Source organism: Kitasatospora sp. UYEF31 (assembly GCF_057291755.1).
Map to the genome: position 1 here is coordinate 64139 of NZ_JBXAWK010000027.1, position 17452 is coordinate 81590.

The 17452-nt window shown below is 67.7% G+C and carries 9 protein-coding genes; 8 read left to right on the forward strand and 1 reads right to left on the reverse strand.

Features of this window, described 5'->3' with window-relative positions; translation table 11 throughout:
• Nucleotides 1-27 precede the first annotated feature (27 nt).
• The 7 genes from pglW to pglZ all read left to right on the forward strand — a co-directional run bounded on the left by pglW (nt 28) and on the right by pglZ (nt 16244).
• Entirely contained in the window at nt 28-4653 is a 4626-nt protein-coding gene (pglW, locus tag AC0Z36_RS15825) for a BREX system serine/threonine kinase PglW (protein WP_485463516.1), read from the forward strand.
• Nucleotides 4650-8276, forward strand: a complete 3627-nt coding sequence (gene pglX, locus AC0Z36_RS15830; protein WP_485463517.1) for a BREX-2 system adenine-specific DNA-methyltransferase PglX — start codon at nt 4650-4652, stop codon at nt 8274-8276. The genes pglW and pglX overlap by 4 nt, the downstream gene beginning before the upstream one ends.
• A gap of 62 nt (nt 8277-8338) precedes the next feature.
• On the forward strand, nt 8339-8566 hold the full coding sequence (locus tag AC0Z36_RS15835; RefSeq protein WP_485463518.1) for a type II toxin-antitoxin system HicA family toxin: 228 nt from the start codon (nt 8339-8341) through the stop codon (nt 8564-8566).
• Nucleotides 8563-8994, forward strand: coding sequence for a type II toxin-antitoxin system HicB family antitoxin (locus tag AC0Z36_RS15840; RefSeq protein WP_485463519.1), 432 nt, complete (start codon nt 8563-8565; stop codon nt 8992-8994). The genes AC0Z36_RS15835 and AC0Z36_RS15840 overlap by 4 nt, the downstream gene beginning before the upstream one ends.
• Before the next feature lie 159 nt (nt 8995-9153).
• Entirely contained in the window at nt 9154-9342 is a 189-nt protein-coding gene (locus AC0Z36_RS15845; RefSeq protein WP_485463520.1) for a hypothetical protein, read from the forward strand.
• A gap of 57 nt (nt 9343-9399) precedes the next feature.
• Nucleotides 9400-13338 (forward strand): BREX-2 system ATPase PglY, encoded by a 3939-nt coding sequence (pglY, locus tag AC0Z36_RS15850; RefSeq protein ID WP_485463521.1) that lies wholly within the window; start codon nt 9400-9402, stop codon nt 13336-13338.
• On the forward strand, nt 13335-16244 hold the full coding sequence (gene pglZ, locus AC0Z36_RS15855; protein ID WP_485463522.1) for a BREX-2 system phosphatase PglZ: 2910 nt from the start codon (nt 13335-13337) through the stop codon (nt 16242-16244). Before pglY ends, pglZ begins: the two co-directional genes overlap by 4 nt.
• 66 nt (nt 16245-16310) lie before the next feature.
• Here the strand turns inward: pglZ and AC0Z36_RS15860 are convergent, their stop codons facing one another.
• Nucleotides 16311-17009 (reverse strand): CBS domain-containing protein, encoded by a 699-nt coding sequence (locus tag AC0Z36_RS15860; RefSeq protein WP_485463523.1) that lies wholly within the window; start codon nt 17007-17009, stop codon nt 16311-16313.
• A 10-nt stretch (nt 17010-17019) separates the two neighbouring features.
• On the opposite strand from AC0Z36_RS15860, the gene AC0Z36_RS15865 reads away from it, so the two are divergent.
• Nucleotides 17020-17400 (forward strand): hypothetical protein, encoded by a 381-nt coding sequence (locus AC0Z36_RS15865; protein ID WP_485463524.1) that lies wholly within the window; start codon nt 17020-17022, stop codon nt 17398-17400.
• The last annotated feature ends 52 nt before the right edge of the window (nt 17401-17452 follow it).

Consider the following 17452-nt stretch of genomic DNA (forward strand, 5'->3'; position numbering starts at 1 on the left):
AGAGTCGACACGAAACGGGTAAGACGTATGCGGGATGGCCGGTGGACAGCGGTCACCGACTCGGAGTTCGACCACGAACACCGCGGCCTGGAAGCCATCCGCAAGAGACTGCCGGACGACGGACCGTGGCGGGCCTGGTCGAACTTCACCTTCACCGCCAACAGCGGCCACGTCCGGGAGGTCGACCTCCTGGTCATCGCCCCGAACGGCGTCTACCTGATCGAGTTGAAGGACTGGCACGGCTCCGTCGAGTCCCGCAACGGCACCTGGCTCCAGACCCAGCCCAGCGGGCGGCAGCTGTCCCACGGCAACCCCCTGCACCTCGCCAACAAGAAGGCCAAGGAACTGTCCGGGCTGCTCAAACAGAACGGCCGGGGCGTGTGGGTGCACGAGGCTGTGTGCTTCACCGATTCCGTATTGCAGAAGCAGCGGTTGGCACCCAACGACCAGAACGGCGTCTACTTCGTCGACGGCCTGGTGAAGATGCTGACGGAGCCCCCGCGCGAGGAGCGGTGGCGGATCGACGGTGCCACGTCCCACACCGTCGCCAAGGCACTCGGGGCCATCGGCATCGCGGGCAGCAGGGCACAGTACAAGGTCGGCCCGTACAACCTGGCGAAGAAGTCCTTCGACTCCGGCCCGACCTGGGCGGATTTCCTGGGCACCCACGACGAACTGCAGGAAGCCGTCCGTATCCGTGTCTACCTGCGGGAACGTGGTGCCGACGCCGGCCTGGGGGCCTCCGTCGAGCGCGCGGCCCGCCGGGAGGCGGCCGTGTTGCGCCGGTTCCGCCACCCGGGTGTCGTGCAGCTGAAGCAGTACGACGCATCGGGGCACCCGTCCGGGCCTTCGCTGATCTTCGACTACGACCTGCGCACCCTGCGCCTGGACGACTACCTCGTCCAGTACGGCGCGAAGCTCGACATCCTCACCCGCATGTCGCTGGTCCGGCAGCTCGCCGAGACCGTCCGCAGCGCACACAGTGGCCGCATCTACCACCGCACGCTCGCCGCCCACGCCGTCCACGTCATCCCGCGTCGGCGGACCGGGGCGGCGGCGGCAGCGGAGGGCGAGGAAGCCGGCTGGCTCAACCCGCACCTGCAGATCTCCGACTGGCAGGTCGCCGTCCAGCGCGACTCCGGGCAGCACGCCGCAGAGCGTTTCGCGCCCACTACGCTGACGCACGTCGGGGCGCACCTCGCGGACGGCGCCGACGCCTACCTCGCACCCGAACTGACCGCCCGCAGCGCCGACCCGATCGCGCTCGACGTCTACGGGCTCGGCGTGCTCACCTACCTCCTGGCGACCGGCAAGCCCCCGGGTGCCGGTCAGGCCGAGCTCGCGGCCCGCCTGGAAGCGGGCGACGGACTGCGGCCGAGCGCACTGGTGGACGGACTGTCCACGGACATCGACGACCTCGTCCAGGCCGCGACCGCCTACAAACCCCAGCAGCGCCTGGCCACCGTGGACGAGTTCCTCGAGATGCTGGAGATCGTCGAGGACGGGCTCACCGCACCCAGTGCTGACGACGCGTCAGCCGGCCGCGCCGACGAACCGGAGAAGGACCCCCTCGAAGCGGTCGCCGGTGACGTCCTCGCCGGCCGCTGGGAGGTCAGACGCCGCCTGGGCACCGGCTCCACCAGCCGGGCGTTCCTCGTCCGCGACCTCACCGCCGATCCGGACTCCAAGAAGGCCAAGCCCCTGGCCGTGCTGAAGGTCGCACTGTCCGACAGCCGGGGGGAGGTGCTGGTCCACGAGGCCGGGGTGATGGGCCGGCTCCGGGCCCACTCCGGGGTCATCCGGCTGATCGAGCCCGAGCCACAGCACATCAACGGCCGCACGGTCCTGGTGATGGAGTACGTCGGCGACGAACGCGACAGCAGGTCCGACGGCGGGAAGAAGACCCGGCGCCGCGAGGAGACCGTCGCCCGGCAGCTCCGCGAGCAGGGCCGCCTCACCGTCGACGAGCTCGAGGCGTACGGAGACTACCTGTTCGAGGCGATGCACTTCCTCGAAGGCGAGGGCGTGTGGCACCGCGACATCAAACCGGACAACATCGCCATCCGCATCCGCCCCAACCGCACCCGCGAACTGGTGCTCATCGACTTCTCCCTGGCCGGCTACCCGGCCAAAGAGGTCCACGCGGGCACGGACGGCTACCTCGACCCGTTCATCGGCACACTGACCCGGTCGGTGTACGACGCGTACGCCGAACGCTACGCGGTCGCCGCGACCCTGCACGAAATGGCGTCCGGTGAACTCCCGGTGTGGGGTGACGGCAAGGTGTCGGGCCGGCAGACCGACGCCAGGGAACAACCGTTCCCGACGATCGCCGCCGAAGCGTTCGATCCGGCCGTACGGGAAGGGCTGGTCGCGTTCTTCCGCAAGGCCCTGCACCGGGACGCGGCGCAGCGCTTCCCCGAGCTGCGCCCGATGCGGAGAGACTGGAAGAAGATCTTCCTGGCGATGGACACGGCGGCGCCTTCGTCGCGTCGGAGCCGGCACAGCAGGCACCCTGACGCGCTGGACGAACCGGCGGTCGTCGAACTCGACCAGGCCGAGCCGGAGTCCGCCGAAGAGAAGCGCGACCGGGCCGCGAAGGACGCCGTACGGGACACCTCGATCGAGACCTCGGGCCTCAGCCCGGCCGCACTGTCGTTCGTCTACGGGCTCGGCACCAACACCGTCGGCCAACTGATCGAATTCAGCCAGCGGCAGCTCGTCAACGCACCGGGCCTGGGCGCCAAGACCCGTAACGAGGTTCTGGGCCGCATCAAGCAGTGGCGCCAGAAGCTCACCGCGGAACCCGCCACCCCGCTCACCCCGGAAGGCCGCCGGGCAGCCAAGGAGGAACTCTCCGCGACGGAGAAGGCACTCGTCGACGTGGTCGTCGGCGCGGGCGAAGCCGACGGGCTCAAAGCGGCGGCACTGCGCTCGATCAGCCTCGACACCCTCGCGACCGTCTTCGTGCCCGAGCTGAAGAAGGACGGCGTCAACCGCAACGAAGTCGAGATGGTGCGCCTGCTCCTGCGTCTGCCCGACGAGCAGGGCGAACTGCCGGGCATCCGCGTCTGGCCGAAGCAGAAGGACGTCTCCGACGAACTCGGCCTGTCGGCCGGCCGTATCCCGCAGATGCTGAAGGCCCAGCGGCTGCGCTGGAAGAAGCACCCGGCGGTCAAGGCGCTGCGCACCGAGATCCTCGAACTGCTGCGCACCCACGGCCGGGTCGCCGCGGCGGCGGAGATCGCCGACGCACTGGCCGTCCGGCGTGGGACCCGGCTACAGGGCATGGGCAAGCGCCGGGCCCTGGGCATCGCAGCTGTGCGCGCCGTGCTCGAAGTCGAGCAGCTGGAACCGGAGAAGAGCGAATTCCGGCACACCCCGAACCGGGACGCGGCCGACCAGGCCCTGGGCGCGGGGCTGCTGGCCCTGGAGGTCGGTGACGACGACAATCCTGACACTCCGTCAGCGCCCGGTCTGCTCGACTACGCGCAGCGGCTGGGCCGGGCCGCCGACCGGCTGGCGAAGCTCGGGACCCTGCCGACGTCGGCGACCGTCCTGAGTGAACTGGGCGTGATCACCGCGCCCAGCGGTGTTGTGGAGTGGGACGAGCGGCGGATGGTCGCGGTGGCGGCCGCGGCCTCCCGCAACGCCGCCGCGACACCAAGACTGGAGATCTACCCGCGCGACCTGCCGTTGGTGCGGGCCCTGCGGCTCACCCAGGCAGGTCTGGTCCGGGTGATCCCCGGACTGCCCGACCCCCGTCAGCCGGGCTTGACGGCCGCCGAGATCCACCAGCGGGTCACGGACCGCTTCCCGGAGATCCTCGACCCCAGGGGCGGCCACACCCTGCCGGAGGGCGGCCCGCTCACCAAGGCCCTGCAGGAGGCCGGCTTCGACCTCGTGCTCGGCACCCGGGAGGGCACCCGGACCCAACGCTACCTGGCCAAACGCACCGATGGCGACTCCAGCTACCTGTCCTCGGACGCGGGCCGGCAGCGCACCCGGACGATGCGGGCCACCCCCTACTCCGACGACCCCGAGCTCGCGGGGGCGGTGCGGACCGAAGACCGGTTGTCGGCTTCGGCCCACCGGGACGGGTTCCGCGCGCTGACCGTACGGACAGCCCTCACCCGCAACGCCGTGCGGGAACTGACCGGCGACGGCGGTCGTTTCGGGGCTGAAGTGGTTTCCGTGACGGGACTGTTCCTGGACGCCATGCACGCCCAGGTCGATCCAAGGCCCAAGCCGACGTGGGAGACCGTCCTCAAAGCCGAGATCGCGGAGCCGGGTTCCAAAGCGGCGACGAAGTTCGGCGAGTACACGACGACCGCATGGGGTGCGGTGGAGCCCCGGCTCACTGAAACCCTGGCGGCGGGCACTGGCCCGGTGCTCCTGGTCGACGCCGGGGTGTTCGCCCGCTACGACGCGATGGGCGTACTGGCCCGCCTGGCCGAACTGGCCAGACAGGGCGGTCGCGCGCTGTGGCTGCTGTGCCCGCAGGGCGATCCGGGGCGCGATCCCCGGCTCGGAACAACCGCTGTGCCCTATCAGGCGGGGTTCGGCGAATGGATTGAACTGCCGGACTCGTGGGTGCGCAACGCCCACCGCGCCGACAGCCAGCCGACTGCTCACCTGGGAGACATCAAGTGATCGACCGCAAAACACTGCTGGCTGACCTGATCAAGCAGGTCAAGGTGGTCGAGACCGACCTGGGCAAGCAGGTCAAAGACGTTGACGCCGTACGGGTGCGGTTGCGCGCGGAGTACGTCCGGGCCCGGGAGCTGGGCCGCACGGCAGCGACCTGGAACTCCTGGCTGGACGAGCGCGTCACCCAGGTCGCGGTGGCCTGGGTGCTCGGCACGGTCTTCGTGCGGTTCACCGAGGACAACCGGCTGATCCCTGAGCCGTACCTGACCGGCGCTTCGGTCGAGCGCCGGGACTTGGCGCAGGAGCGGTACGCCGCGTACGTGGACGAGGACGAGGACCCGACCTACCGCGGCTGGTTGCTGCGGGCGTTCGAGGAACTGGGCGCCGGCCAGGCCGGGAAGCTCTTGTTCGACAAGAAGCACAACCCGCTGTTCCAGATCCCGATCTCGCACGACGGCGCGCGGGGCCTGATCGAGTTCTGGCGGGCGAGCGATGGGGGAGTGCTCGTCCACGACTTCACGGACGAGCTGAACGAGGCGGGGACGGCAGGGTGGGACACCCGGTTCCTGGGAGACCTGTACCAGGACCTGTCAGAAGCGGCCCGGAAGACCTACGCGCTGCTACAGACACCGGAGTTCGTGGAGGAGTTCATCCTCGACCGGGCAATGGACCCGGCGGTCCGGGAGTTCGGCTACGAGGGCCTGAAGATGATCGACCCGACGTGCGGGTCGGGGCACTTTGTGCTGGGCGCGTTCAACCGGCTGGTGAAGCTGTGGGCGGAGAAGCAGCCGCACCGCGATGCGCACGAGCGGGTGCGGGCGGCGCTGGAGTCGGTGCACGGGGTGGACATCAACCCCTTCGCTATTGCTATTGCGCGGTTCCGGTTGCTGACGGCGGCGATGGCGGCGGCCGGGGTGCGGACGCTGGAGGAGGCGGCGAAGTACGAGTGGCCGATTCAGCTGGCGGTGGGGGACTCGCTGATCAAGGCACGGCAGCTGGAGATCGCGCTGACGTTCGATGATGAGGATGAGGCGGGGGCGGTTGACGAGCTGGCTTCGTTTGCTTATGCGACGGAGGATCTGCATGAGGCGGAGTATGAGGGGATTTTGGAGGAGGGGCAGTATCACGTGGTGGTGGGCAATCCGCCTTATATTACGGTGAAGGATAAGAATCTCAACGTACTGTATCGGGATCTTTACAAGTCCTGCTCTGGGAAATATGCGCTGTCAGTTCCGTTCGCGGAGCGGTTTTTCCAGCTGGCGAAGTCCGGCGATGTTAATGGCCGAGGATTCGGTTACGTCGGACAGATTACCGCGAACTCCTTTATGAAACGAGAGTTCGGGGCAAAATTGATTGAGCAGTACTTTGCGCACAAGGTTGAACTGACAGAGGTTATTGACACTTCGGGTGCATATATCCCAGGGCACGGAACGCCGACGGTCATCCTGGTCGGCAAGCGGCGAGCGGGCACCGAACGTGGGGAGACGATTCGTACGGTACGTAGTGTTCAGGGCGAGCCGAGCGCTCCGGAGCGTGGTGAGGATGGGTTGGTCTGGAACGCGATTGTTGACCAGATTGACATGCCGGGATCTGTGAGTCAGTGGGTTTCTGTTGGCGACCTCGAGCGGGAGCGCCACTTCGGTAGGCAGCCGTGGATGTTGACTGATGGCGGCTTGGAGATGGTGCGGAAAATTGATTCTGGCTCGTCCAATTTGGTTGGGAAAATTGCGGAATCTATTGGAATTGTTGGATTTACACTCAGTGACGATTTGTATATTTTGCCGGAAGTTAGTGCTCGGCGAAATAGGCTTTCGCGAGACTATACTCGCTTTATGGTTACCGGTGACGTTCTTCGTGACTGGGCTGAAGGGGAGATGGAGGTGGTTGCATTTCCATATGATGCGAGATTTGGCTCAGTGGATGTTGAATCTGATTTTGATCTCTATCGATACATGTGGCCTGCTCGAACTGACGTCTCTCGAAGTGTCATGTTTGGCGGGAAGACGAAAATTCAAACTGGCCTTAAGTGGAGTGAATATGGACGCTTGACTGTGAGTAAACTTCGAACCCCTTTGAGTATTTCATTTGCTTTCGTGGCAACGCATAATCATTTCGTTTTGGATCGGGGAGGGAAATTTTTCAATCGCCACGCGCCGGTAATTAAGCTGCAGGAGGGTGCGAGCGAGGAGGAGCACCTTCGGCTGCTCGGGCTGCTCAACAGCTCCACTGCTTGCTTCTGGCTCAAGATGGTGAGCCACAGTAAGGGCACCGAAGGTCATCAGTCGGGCATTAAGACTGAACTCTGGGAGCAGTTCTACGAGTTCACCGGGACCAAGCTTCAGCAGTTCCCCCTTCCGGCCGCGTACCCCACCGAGCTCGGAACGGTTCTCGACACTCTTGCTCAGGCGATCACCGCTACCAGTCCTTCTGCGTTGACCGCTGCCGACGCAGCCGCTCCCACCGCAGCCTCCCTTCGCGAGGCCAAGACCATCTGGGACTCCACCCATGGCCAGATGATCGCCCTCCAAGAAGAACTCGACTGGCAGGTCTACTCCCTCTACAACCTCCACACCGAAGACCTCCGCGCCCCAGAAGCCGACGTCCCCGAACTCGCCCTCGGCGAGCGGGCCTTCGAGATCATCCTCGCCCGCCGCGTCGCCGCCGGCGAAGCCTCCGGTGAGTGGTTCAAGCGGCACAACTCCACCCCCATCACCGAAATCCCCACGCACTGGCCCGACACCTACAAGACCGTCGTCCAGAAGCGCATCGACCTCATCGAGTCCTCCCGGGCCATCGGCATGATCGAGCGCCCGGAGTACAAGCGACGCTGGGCCACCGAAGGCTGGGACTCCCTCCAGGACAAGGCCCTCCGTGGGTGGCTTCTCGACCGCGTCGAAGCCCGTGACCACTGGTTCCAGGATGAGCAGCCCACGTTCCTGACTAAGGCTCAGCTCACCGACGCGCTCTCCCGCGACGAGGAGTTCGTCTCGGTCGCCGCGATCTACGCGCCCCGCAAGGATCTCGCCGACGTCGTCACCGCGCTCCTCGCGGATGAGCACGTGCCCTTCCTCCCCACCCTCCGCTACAAGCCCGCGGGCCTCAAAAAGCGCGAGAGCTGGGAGCACGTCTGGGACCTCCAGCGCGCGGAGGACGCAGCGCCGGACGAGCCCGCCAAGCGGAAGATCCGGGACGCCATCCCCGTACCGCCGAAGTACACCTCGACCGACTTCCTCAAAGCCTCCTATTGGAAGGCCCGCGGCAAGCTCGACGTCCCCAAAGAACGCTTCGTCTCCTACTCGACCGCCCTCTCCGGCACCCCGGACCTCTACGGCTGGGCCGGCTGGGACCACCGGGAGCAGGCGCAGGCGCTGACGACCTACTTCACCAACCAGGTGACGACGGCCGAAGAGCTGACCCCGCTGCTCGCGGGTCTGCTCGAACTCCAGCCGTGGCTCTGCCAGTGGCACGGTGAGTTCGACGGGATCTACGGCATGTCCCCGGCGGACTTCTTCGCCGGCTACCGCACCCAGATCCAGGGCGAGCACGGCCTGACCGACGACGACCTCCGCGCCTGGCGCCCGGCTGCGGCCACCCGTGGGCGCGGCGGCCGTAAAGCCAAGAGCTGATCGGCGCCGATGACTGTCTACCTGCTAGACGATTGACATGTCTAGTAGGTAGACTTATCGTTATGAGGGCACGGGAAGTCAACACAAAAATCGTCAGGCTCGGCGGCGAACAAACCCGCCAGGTCGGGTCGCACCGCCGCTTCAAGGCGGTCTACACCGACCCGGACGGCATCGAGCGCACCGCGTTCACCACCGTCGCCCAGCACCCCGGCGACGGCCCCGCCGGAACCTTGCGCGCGATCGAGAAAGACCTCGAACCCGCCTTCGGAACAGGATGGATGACACGATGACCACTCCCGCCGCCACCGTCCGAGCCCACCGGGTAGTGGTTACCCGCGACGAAAAGGGCAACTGGCTGGCTACTGCGCCCGACGTGCCCGGAGCGCACACTTACGCCCGCAACCTGCACACCCTGGACAGGTACGTCCGCGAAGTCCTCGTTCTGGCACTCGACCTGCCGGACGACGCACTCGACACCGTCACAGTCGCCTACGAGTACCACACCGGAGACCTGGCCACCGACGAACGCACCGCGAACGTGCGGTCTCTCCGCGCCCGCGCCGAGGATCTCGCCGCCCAGGCCACCCGCGCAGTCGAGGCCGCCGCCCGTGACCTGGTCGCCGCCGGCACTTCTGTCCGCGACACCGCGGCTCTCTTGGGTGTGTCCCACCAGCGCGTCTCCCAGATCACCGGACATCGGAGCAGCCCTGCGGCCTGAACCGCAGACCTGATCGGGATCCGGCCCGGCATACGTCAGACGAGCTGCGCCCAAATTCTCACATCCACAAGTTGTGGATGTGAGTGTGCGGACAACTGTGCTGGGATCCGTGCCGCACGCAGTGGCACACGGCGGAACGGACCGAATATCTTGGTCGACATGGAGCGCAAGCGGTTCGTCTCGCGGGAGGACTTCGCGGCAGGGTCCCGTGGTGCCCCTGCTGTCCACCTCGAATGCTTTCGGATCGAGCAGGATCTCACCGCCGACCAATACGTTGGCGAGGCGACTGACGAAGACCGCAGTATCGGTAATTCGGTCGCACGGCCACAGGCGGCCCGCGAACAGTGATCACCGGCTTAGGGCTCTCCGTACGATGACGAAGACGGAATGGAAGTAACCAGACACATGGCACCGACCACCGCACAGCCGCCGCTGCTGCGCGATGTCATCGACATCAAAACGTCCATCTCCACCTCCGACTTCGTCCTGAAACTCTCCGAAGCGGTCACCGCGGAAGGCGCGGCTAACGCGCTCAGGGACTACGTCGTCACCGAGCGGCTGCTGGACAACTTCGACGAAGCTTTCGGGCTGATCAAAGCCTCCCTGGACGGGCACACCTCCAAAGCGGCCTACCTGCACGGGTCGTTCGGTTCCGGTAAGTCACACTTCATGGCAGTCCTGCACGCCCTTCTGCGGGACGACCCGGCCGCGAAGGCCCGTACGGAATTCGACCCGGTACTCGCCAAGCACGAATGGCTGAGCGTCGAGCGGAAGCGCTTCCTGCTCGTGCCCTACCACATGCTCGGGGCCAAATCCCTGGAGCAGAAGATCCTCGGCGGCTACGTCGCGCACGTCAGAGCACTCCACCCGACCGCGCCCACCCCGCAGGTCTACCGGACGGACTCCCTCTTCGAGGACATCCGCCGGCTGCGGGACAAGGTCGGCGACGGGACGTTCATCAGCGGACTCGGCGGCAGTGATGCCGGCGATGATGAGGACGACGAATGGGGCGACGGGTTCACCTGGACTCCCGGGCACCTCGAAACCGCCCTCAACGCCGGGCAGTTGGACGGCAGCGAGAAGAAACTCGACCTGGTCAACCCGACCACCCCGCCCGAACTGCGCGCCAAACTCGTCAACGACGCGATCAACGGCTGGTTCCCCGGCTTCGCACAGAACGCCAAAGAGGACGAGTACGGTTTCATCTCCCTCGACGCCGGCCTCAGCGTCATCGCCGCACATGCCAAGTCACTCGGCTACGACGGCCTGATCCTTTTCATGGACGAGCTGATCCTCTGGCTCGCCAACCTCATCCACGACCAGAAGTTCGTCGCCCGCGAAGCCAGCAAGATCACCAACTTCGTGGAGGGCGCCGACGCCCGCCGGGCCATCCCCGTCGTGTCGTTCATCGCCCGGCAGCGCGACCTGCGCGAGCTCGTCGGCGAAGAAGTCTCCGGCGCTGCCGAATCCGCGATCCAGGACACGCTGAACCTGGCCTCAGGGCGCTTCGACAAGATCACGCTTGAGGACCGCAACCTCCCGCAGATCGCCCACGCCCGGCTGCTCAAGCCGAAGGACGACGCAGCCAAGGCCAAACTCGACGCGGCGTTCGCCAAAGCCAAGCGGGTCGGCCCGCAGGTGTGGGACGTCCTCCTCGGCGCGGACGAGGGCACCACCGGCGCGGACGAGGAGTCGTTCCGGCTCACGTACCCGTTCACGCCCGCCTTCATGGACACCCTCGTCCACATCTCCTCCGCGCTGCAGCGCTCCCGTACCGGCCTCAAACTCATGGGCCAGCTCCTCGCCGAGCACCGGGACGATGCCCGCCTTGAGCAGCTCATCCCCCTCGGCGACCTTTACCCGGTCATCGCCGACGGCGGCGACAAGCCGTTCGTGGACAGCCTCAAAGTCGAATTCCAGGCCGCGGACAAGCTCTACCGCACCAAACTCCGCCCCTACCTGCTGAGCGTCTACGAGATCACCGAAGAGGACGTCGAACGCTTCCGGAACCACCCCGACGCCGGCGGCGACCAGCAACTGCTCCAGCGGCTCCGCGGCTTCACCGGTGACAACCGGCTGATCAACACGCTGCTGTTGTCCGCACTCGCGCCCAGCGTCCCCGCCCTGCGCGATCTGACGATCCGTCGGCTCGGTGCCCTCAACCACGGCTCGGTCGTATCGCCCATCCCGGGCGCCGAAGTCGGCGTCATCAAGTCGAAGGTCTCCGAGTGGGCCGCCAGGTTCGCGGAGATCAAGGAGACCGGCACCCAGACCAACCCGGGCGTCCGCCTCGAACTGGCCGGCGTCGACGTCGACTCCGTCATCGCCAACGCGAACGTCAACAACAATCCCGGCACCCGGCGGGCCCTGGCCAGACGACTGCTCACCGAAGAGCTCGGCATCGAAGCGAACGGCCAGCTGGGCGCGGACGAACTGAAACTCGTCTGGCGCGGCTCCAACCGGGCCGCCGAAGTCGTCTTCGGCAGCATCGCCGACTCCGACGACCTCGCCGACCACGACTTCCCGCCCGTCCTGGAATCCAACTGGCGCTTTGTCATCGACCTGCCGTACACCGAAAGCGAATACGGTCCGGTCGACGCGGCCAACCGCGTCCGCGACCTGCGCGCGCTGTCCGGCAAGCCGTCCCAGACCCTGGCCTGGATCCCCGCACAGCTGTCGGCCGCCCGGTACCTGGACTTCCAGCGCCTGGTCATCATCGACTACGCGCTCGCCGACCAGCGCCGGTTCGACACCATCTACGCAGTACACCTGAACGCGGACAACAGGGCCCGGGCCAAGGGCCTCCTCGAAGGTCAGCGCGCAGCCCTCACAAAAGCGGTGAAGACCGCGTTCAAACAGGCGTACGGCCTGGCGGACAAGAAGGCCACCGACGTCGCACCCGGCTTCGACGACCACTTCGAGCCGCTGCCCGACGTACCGGGACTCCGGCCGTCCATCGGCCAGTCGCTGCGCGACGCAGTCCGCCACATCGCGGGCAAGCTGCTCGCCCACCAGTACCCCGCGCACCCCGAATTCGACGCGCAGCGCAGTGGCAGCCCGGTGAAGCCCGCCGAAGCGCGGGTCGTCTTCGGGCACATCCGGGCCGCCAGTGAGGTCAGTGACCGGCGGGTCGAGATCCCCGCCAAGGACCGGCCGCTGATGACCCGCATCGCCGGACCGCTCGGCCTCGGGCAGCAGAAGGAGGCCTACTTCGAGCTGTCCAACCGCTGGCTCGACCACTTCCGCGCCGAAGCGAAGACCGGGGGAGCCACCGGCGACCTCAGCGTCGTCCGGCTCACCGAGTGGACCGACCTGCCGGAGAAGATGGGCCTGGAAACCTTCCTCGCCAATCTGGTGATCGCGACCTTCGCGGAACTCGACGACCGGGTGTGGGTCCGCTCCGGGGCACTGCTCGACCCCGCGCCCACCGATCCGGCGGCGGTCAAGCCGCAGGACGCTTTGCGCTCCCAGCCGCTGCCCGACGCTTCCGTGTGGCTCACCGCCGGGCAACGCTACGAGGAGATCTTCGGCGTCAAGGCGCCGACGCTGCGGCGCGGCCGGATCGTCGGCCAGTTCGCCCGGCAGATCGTGGACGCGGCCCGCACCCACCAGCCGCACGCCGCCGACCTCCTCAAGGAACTGGAGAAGCACGCGCAGCTCCTCGCCCTGGACGAGACCGACGATTCGGGCAGGCTCGCGCTGGCCCGGCGGTCCCTCGCGCTGCTCGACGCACTCGTCGCGGGCGACCGGGGAAGCGGCGGCGGCTCCGGCGCGGCCAGGAAGACCATCGAGACCTTCGCCGGCTTCGACCTCGGGGACGGCTCGCCCAGCCGCTACGGCGCGTCGGTCAAACAGGCCGGGACGGTCGCCTCGGCGCTCGCCACCGCCGCGTGGGACATGCTGCGGCTCGCCCCAGGGAACGGACCCGAAGGCGTCGCGGTCCTCGCCGAACTGCGCGGTGCGGCCCAGGTGGACCAGCGCACCACCGACCTGCCCGGAGCGCTCAAGGAGGCCAGGCGGGCCATCATCGCCGTCATCGAGCGCAACCAGGCCGCAGCGGCGGCCGCGGCGGCACCTCCGGTTGCGAACCCGGCCGCCGGTCCGGTCGCTCCTGCGGCCACGCCGTACGGGAATCCCGTACCGGGGCCCGGTTCCGTTGATCTGACGACCGACACCAGTCACCCGCCCGTTCCCGGCACACCGTCAGGACGGTCCGCCCGGCGGTCCGGCGCCGGCCGGACGACGGTGGGCCGGGCCGTCGCCGAACTACGGTCCCAACTTGACGAGTTGGCTGTCCGGGAGCCTGACGCCACCATCGAGATCACCTGGCGGGTCGTGGAATGAGCACAACAACCGGCACCAGCGCGGTGCGACTCAACACCGCCACGATCACCCAGTACCTGGCCTCGGCGAAGGGACTGGCCTCCGGAAAACGCCGGACCGTACTCCTGCGCGCCGAACCCGTCTGGGACGGCCCCGCCGAGCTGGCCTGGGGCGGGCAGCGGGCGAAGGTCGCGGCGGCACCGTCACCTCTCGCCGTGTACGAACTGGTCCTCGCCCACCTGGAAGCAGGCGCGGCAACCCCCGACGTTCTGGTGGTGCTGACCGACCGGGAAGAGGGCGAACTCGGCCCCGACCTGCTCGCGCAGGTCCACAAACAGCGGGTCAACTCCGTCGACACATGGGACGTCGTACGCCAGGCTTTCGGTGCGAACAGCGCGGACAACCGGCTGTTCGCCCAGAACTGGGCCGCCGAGGCACTGCTCGACGCGACTCCGCCAGGCGGCTGGCCCAAGGTGGCCGGCGGCATACTGGCCCGCCGCGGAGCACTGTCCGCACTCGCCATGCGGCGGCTCGGCATCGGCCGTTTCAACCCCGACGGACCGGCCCACGACGTCCGTAGAGCGGGCGGCGACGGTCTCGACGTGCACGCCTTGCTGCGCTGGTCCCTCGTCCCCGGCGGACCCGACCGCTTCCGCGCACTCCGAGCCCCCGAACGCGCGGGACTCGCCGGGTTCCTCGGCGAGGTGGACCAGGCCGGGCTCACCGGCCGTGCGCTGCTCGCCCTGGTCGGTGCCGAACACGGCCCGGACGCGGTCGCGTTCGGGCTGGTCTGCGCGGCGTTGTGGAACCACGCCGACACCCAGGCGGAGGCCGGGAACCACCGCGCCCGCGGCCGCGCCGAACGCTGGTTCGGCGACGAGCCACCCGCCCGGGGCGAAGAACTCGACGTGCTCGTCGCGGCCTTCGGCCGGGCCTGCGAGGAGTTCGTCTCCGCCCTCCTGCTGAGCGGGCGCGCTGCGTCCGACTCCGGATTCGATGAGGAAGCGGCGACCGCCCGACGGCTGACCGGGACCGTCCTGGACCGTGCGGCCGCACTCGTCCAGCAGTTCGGCGCCCAGCGGTCCGCTGAGGCAAGTCCCTTGCTGGCCACGGGACTTGAGGCACGTTTTGCCGCCGTCGGACACGCGCTCGCAAGCGGCGACCCGCGGACCACCGCCCAGGCGGTGAAGTCCCTGACCCGGCACCGGCTCGCCCCCGTGGCGGACGCCCGGACCCGGATCGAACGCGCCCGCATGGCCCAGCGGCTCGCCGCCTGGCTCGCCACCGACCCGGCGGTGGAGGTGGACACGGTGGCCGCCGGGATAAGCCGCCACGTCAACGAGACCGGCTGGGTCGACCTGGCACTCGAGCACATCGAGGCGGGTGGCGACCCCGACCCCGTGCTGAAGTCCGCGTACGACAGCCTGGGTTCCGCGGCACGCACCCGCAGGAAGGCCATCGACCGGCAGTTCGCCCGTACCCTCGCGGTCTGGACGTCCAACGGCACGGACCCCGGCTCGATGCTGACTGTGGAGACCTTCCTCGCCCGGGTCGTAGGCCCGGTCGTGAAGGCCGGCAGGCAGCGGGTCCTGCTCCTGGTCCTCGACGGCATGAGCGCCGCGATCGCGGCGGAGCTCGGCGAGGAGATCCGGCAGCACTGGGCCGAGTACGACCCGCTTCCCCGCCCCGGCGGGGAAGCCCCGCTGCGGCGGGCGGTCGCCGCCGCACTGCCCACCATCACGGCGGTGTCCCGGGCTTCACTGTTCGCGGGCAAACTGATGACGGGTGCTCAGGCCGACGAGAAACGACTCTTCCCCGCCCACCGTTTCTGGGGCGGAGCCGATGTCGCCGTCTTCCACAAGAACGACCTGCGCGGCGAACGGGCCGGCGACCCCTTCGGCAACGAGCTGAACTCGGCGCTGAACAGCAGCGCGACCCAGGTGGCCGTCGTACTCAACACCATCGACGACCGGCTCGCGAAGGAACAGAAGTCCGGCGACGGCGCCTGGCGGATCGAGCACGTAGCTGGACTACAGGGCCTGCTGCGGACCGCCGCAGCCCAGGGCCGGGCAGTCATCCTGGTCAGCGACCACGGACATGTCATCGACCGGCACGGCGTCAAGGTCGAGGCCGGCACCGCGCTCTCGGCCCGGCACCGGGTCCCCGGCGGCCCGCTGGCCGATACCGAGATCACCCTTCGTGGCCCACGTGTCCTCGCACCGGAACCCGGTGGGGAGATCGTCGCGCTGTGGGACGCGGACTCCCGCTACACCTCGCTGAAAGCCGGCTACCACGGCGGCGCGGCACTCGCTGAGTTCGCCATCCCGATGCTGGCCTTCCTGCCGTTCGGGGCGGAACCACCCAAGGGCTGGCAGGAGTTGGGCAACCCACAGCCGGCCTGGTGGGGACACCCCTCCGGCGCGCTGGAGGCGGTATCCGCCGGGCCGGCCGCTGCGACCGCCGCTCCGGAACCGAAGAAGCCCGTACGGCCCACCAAGCAGCGCAAGGGCACAGCCGGGACCGACGCGAGCCATGAGTCGCTCTTCGACGTATCGCTGGAACCCGCGGCGGGCTCCGCAGCCGGGGACGCACTGCTGATCGCCAAGGTCGTCCCGCCGCGGGAAGCTCTGGTCAGCGGACTGCTCGCCGCGGAGGCCTTCCAGGGGCAGGTGGGTCTGCTGGCCCGCAAACCCGACCTGGTCAAGGTCGAAAAGGCGCTGCACGCGTTGCTCGAAGCCGGCGGGACTCTGCCGGTGACGGCTCTGGCCCAGCGCATCGGCGAGCGTGCGATGCGGGCGGACGGCTTCGCGGCAGTGCTGCGGCAGTTGCTGAACTACGACGGCGTCCAGGCGCTGGAAACCCTGCCGGACGGGCGGACACTGCGGCTGAACCAAGGGTTGCTGCGGGAGCAGTTCGGGCTGGGGTGAGTGGGGTCGGGGTGGCTGCTGGCCGCCCCGAACCATTTGGGGACGGGAACCGGGTCACGGCCGGCGTCAGTTGGGCTGCAACTGCCTGAGCAGCGCCGCGAAGCTGATCAGCACATCCAGGTTGCGGTCGGTCAACGGCGTTGAGTCGAAATGGGCGATCGCGTTGCGGATTTCCCGCACCCTGTTGAGCTGGTCCAGGAACTTCTTGTGGTCGACGCCGTTCCAGCCGAGGGCCTGCCAGTTCGCTGCCTTGCCCAGGAGTTGCTGATACTGGCCGAACATCAGATCCGTGATCTTCCCGGTCTGCTTGTTCTTGTGCTGAACCGCGGAGACGGCCGCTCCGTCGAAGACCGGACCGAGGCACCTGCGCAGCCGGTACTCGATCTCGCCGACGAGATAGAGGGGACGCATCCGCGCGGTGTAGTGCGTGGTCATGTCCGCAGCGGTCACAAGACCACAGAGCGAGCCGTCGTTGTCCCGGACGAGCAGGTAGCCGTGCTGGCTCACCAGCGGCAGATAAGGGAAGAGGTCCAGGTGGATCTCGGCGACGGGATAACCCTCTTTGATCGTCGCGTTCTCGAGGGTCTGTGCGGCATTTTTGGCGTGCATCGCAGCTACCGACTGCCAGGTGATGACGCCGTGGAGCGTGGAGGTCCCTTCCAGTACTGGCAGTTGGGAGAAGTTCCGCTCGCGCATGATGTAGGTGGCCTGCCGCAGAGTCGTGCCAGGCAGTACGGACTTCACCCGGCCTCGGGCTGCGGGCAAATCTTCGATCTTGAACGAGTGGCGGAGTTTTTCCCCTGCGAAAGTCCGCGAGCGGAAGATTCAACAGGTCGCGTCGCTTACAGGCGACAGCTGCGGCGGTGCCGTCCCGCTTGCGCTCCCAGGTGCGCACCAGGCTGACGGCCTGAAGGAAGTCGCTGCTGCTGAGGCCGTCCTCAGGTCCCTTTTCGAGGCTGCCGAACACCGGGTACTGACCGCACAGATTCTTCTTGATGTCCCGCCAGACTTCGGGAAGGCTGTAGTCCGTGCCGAACTCACGTTCGTGGTCGTGGTCTCCCGCGTAGGTGGCGGTGAGCAGCTCGAAGACGTTCAACGGCACGCCACCGGTGTTGACCTCGCCTATTCAACGGAAGTTGACCAACCGTCAAGTTGAACTGAAAAGGTGCCCCTGACCTGCCAGGATGCGATTGTCGAGAAAGCATTCA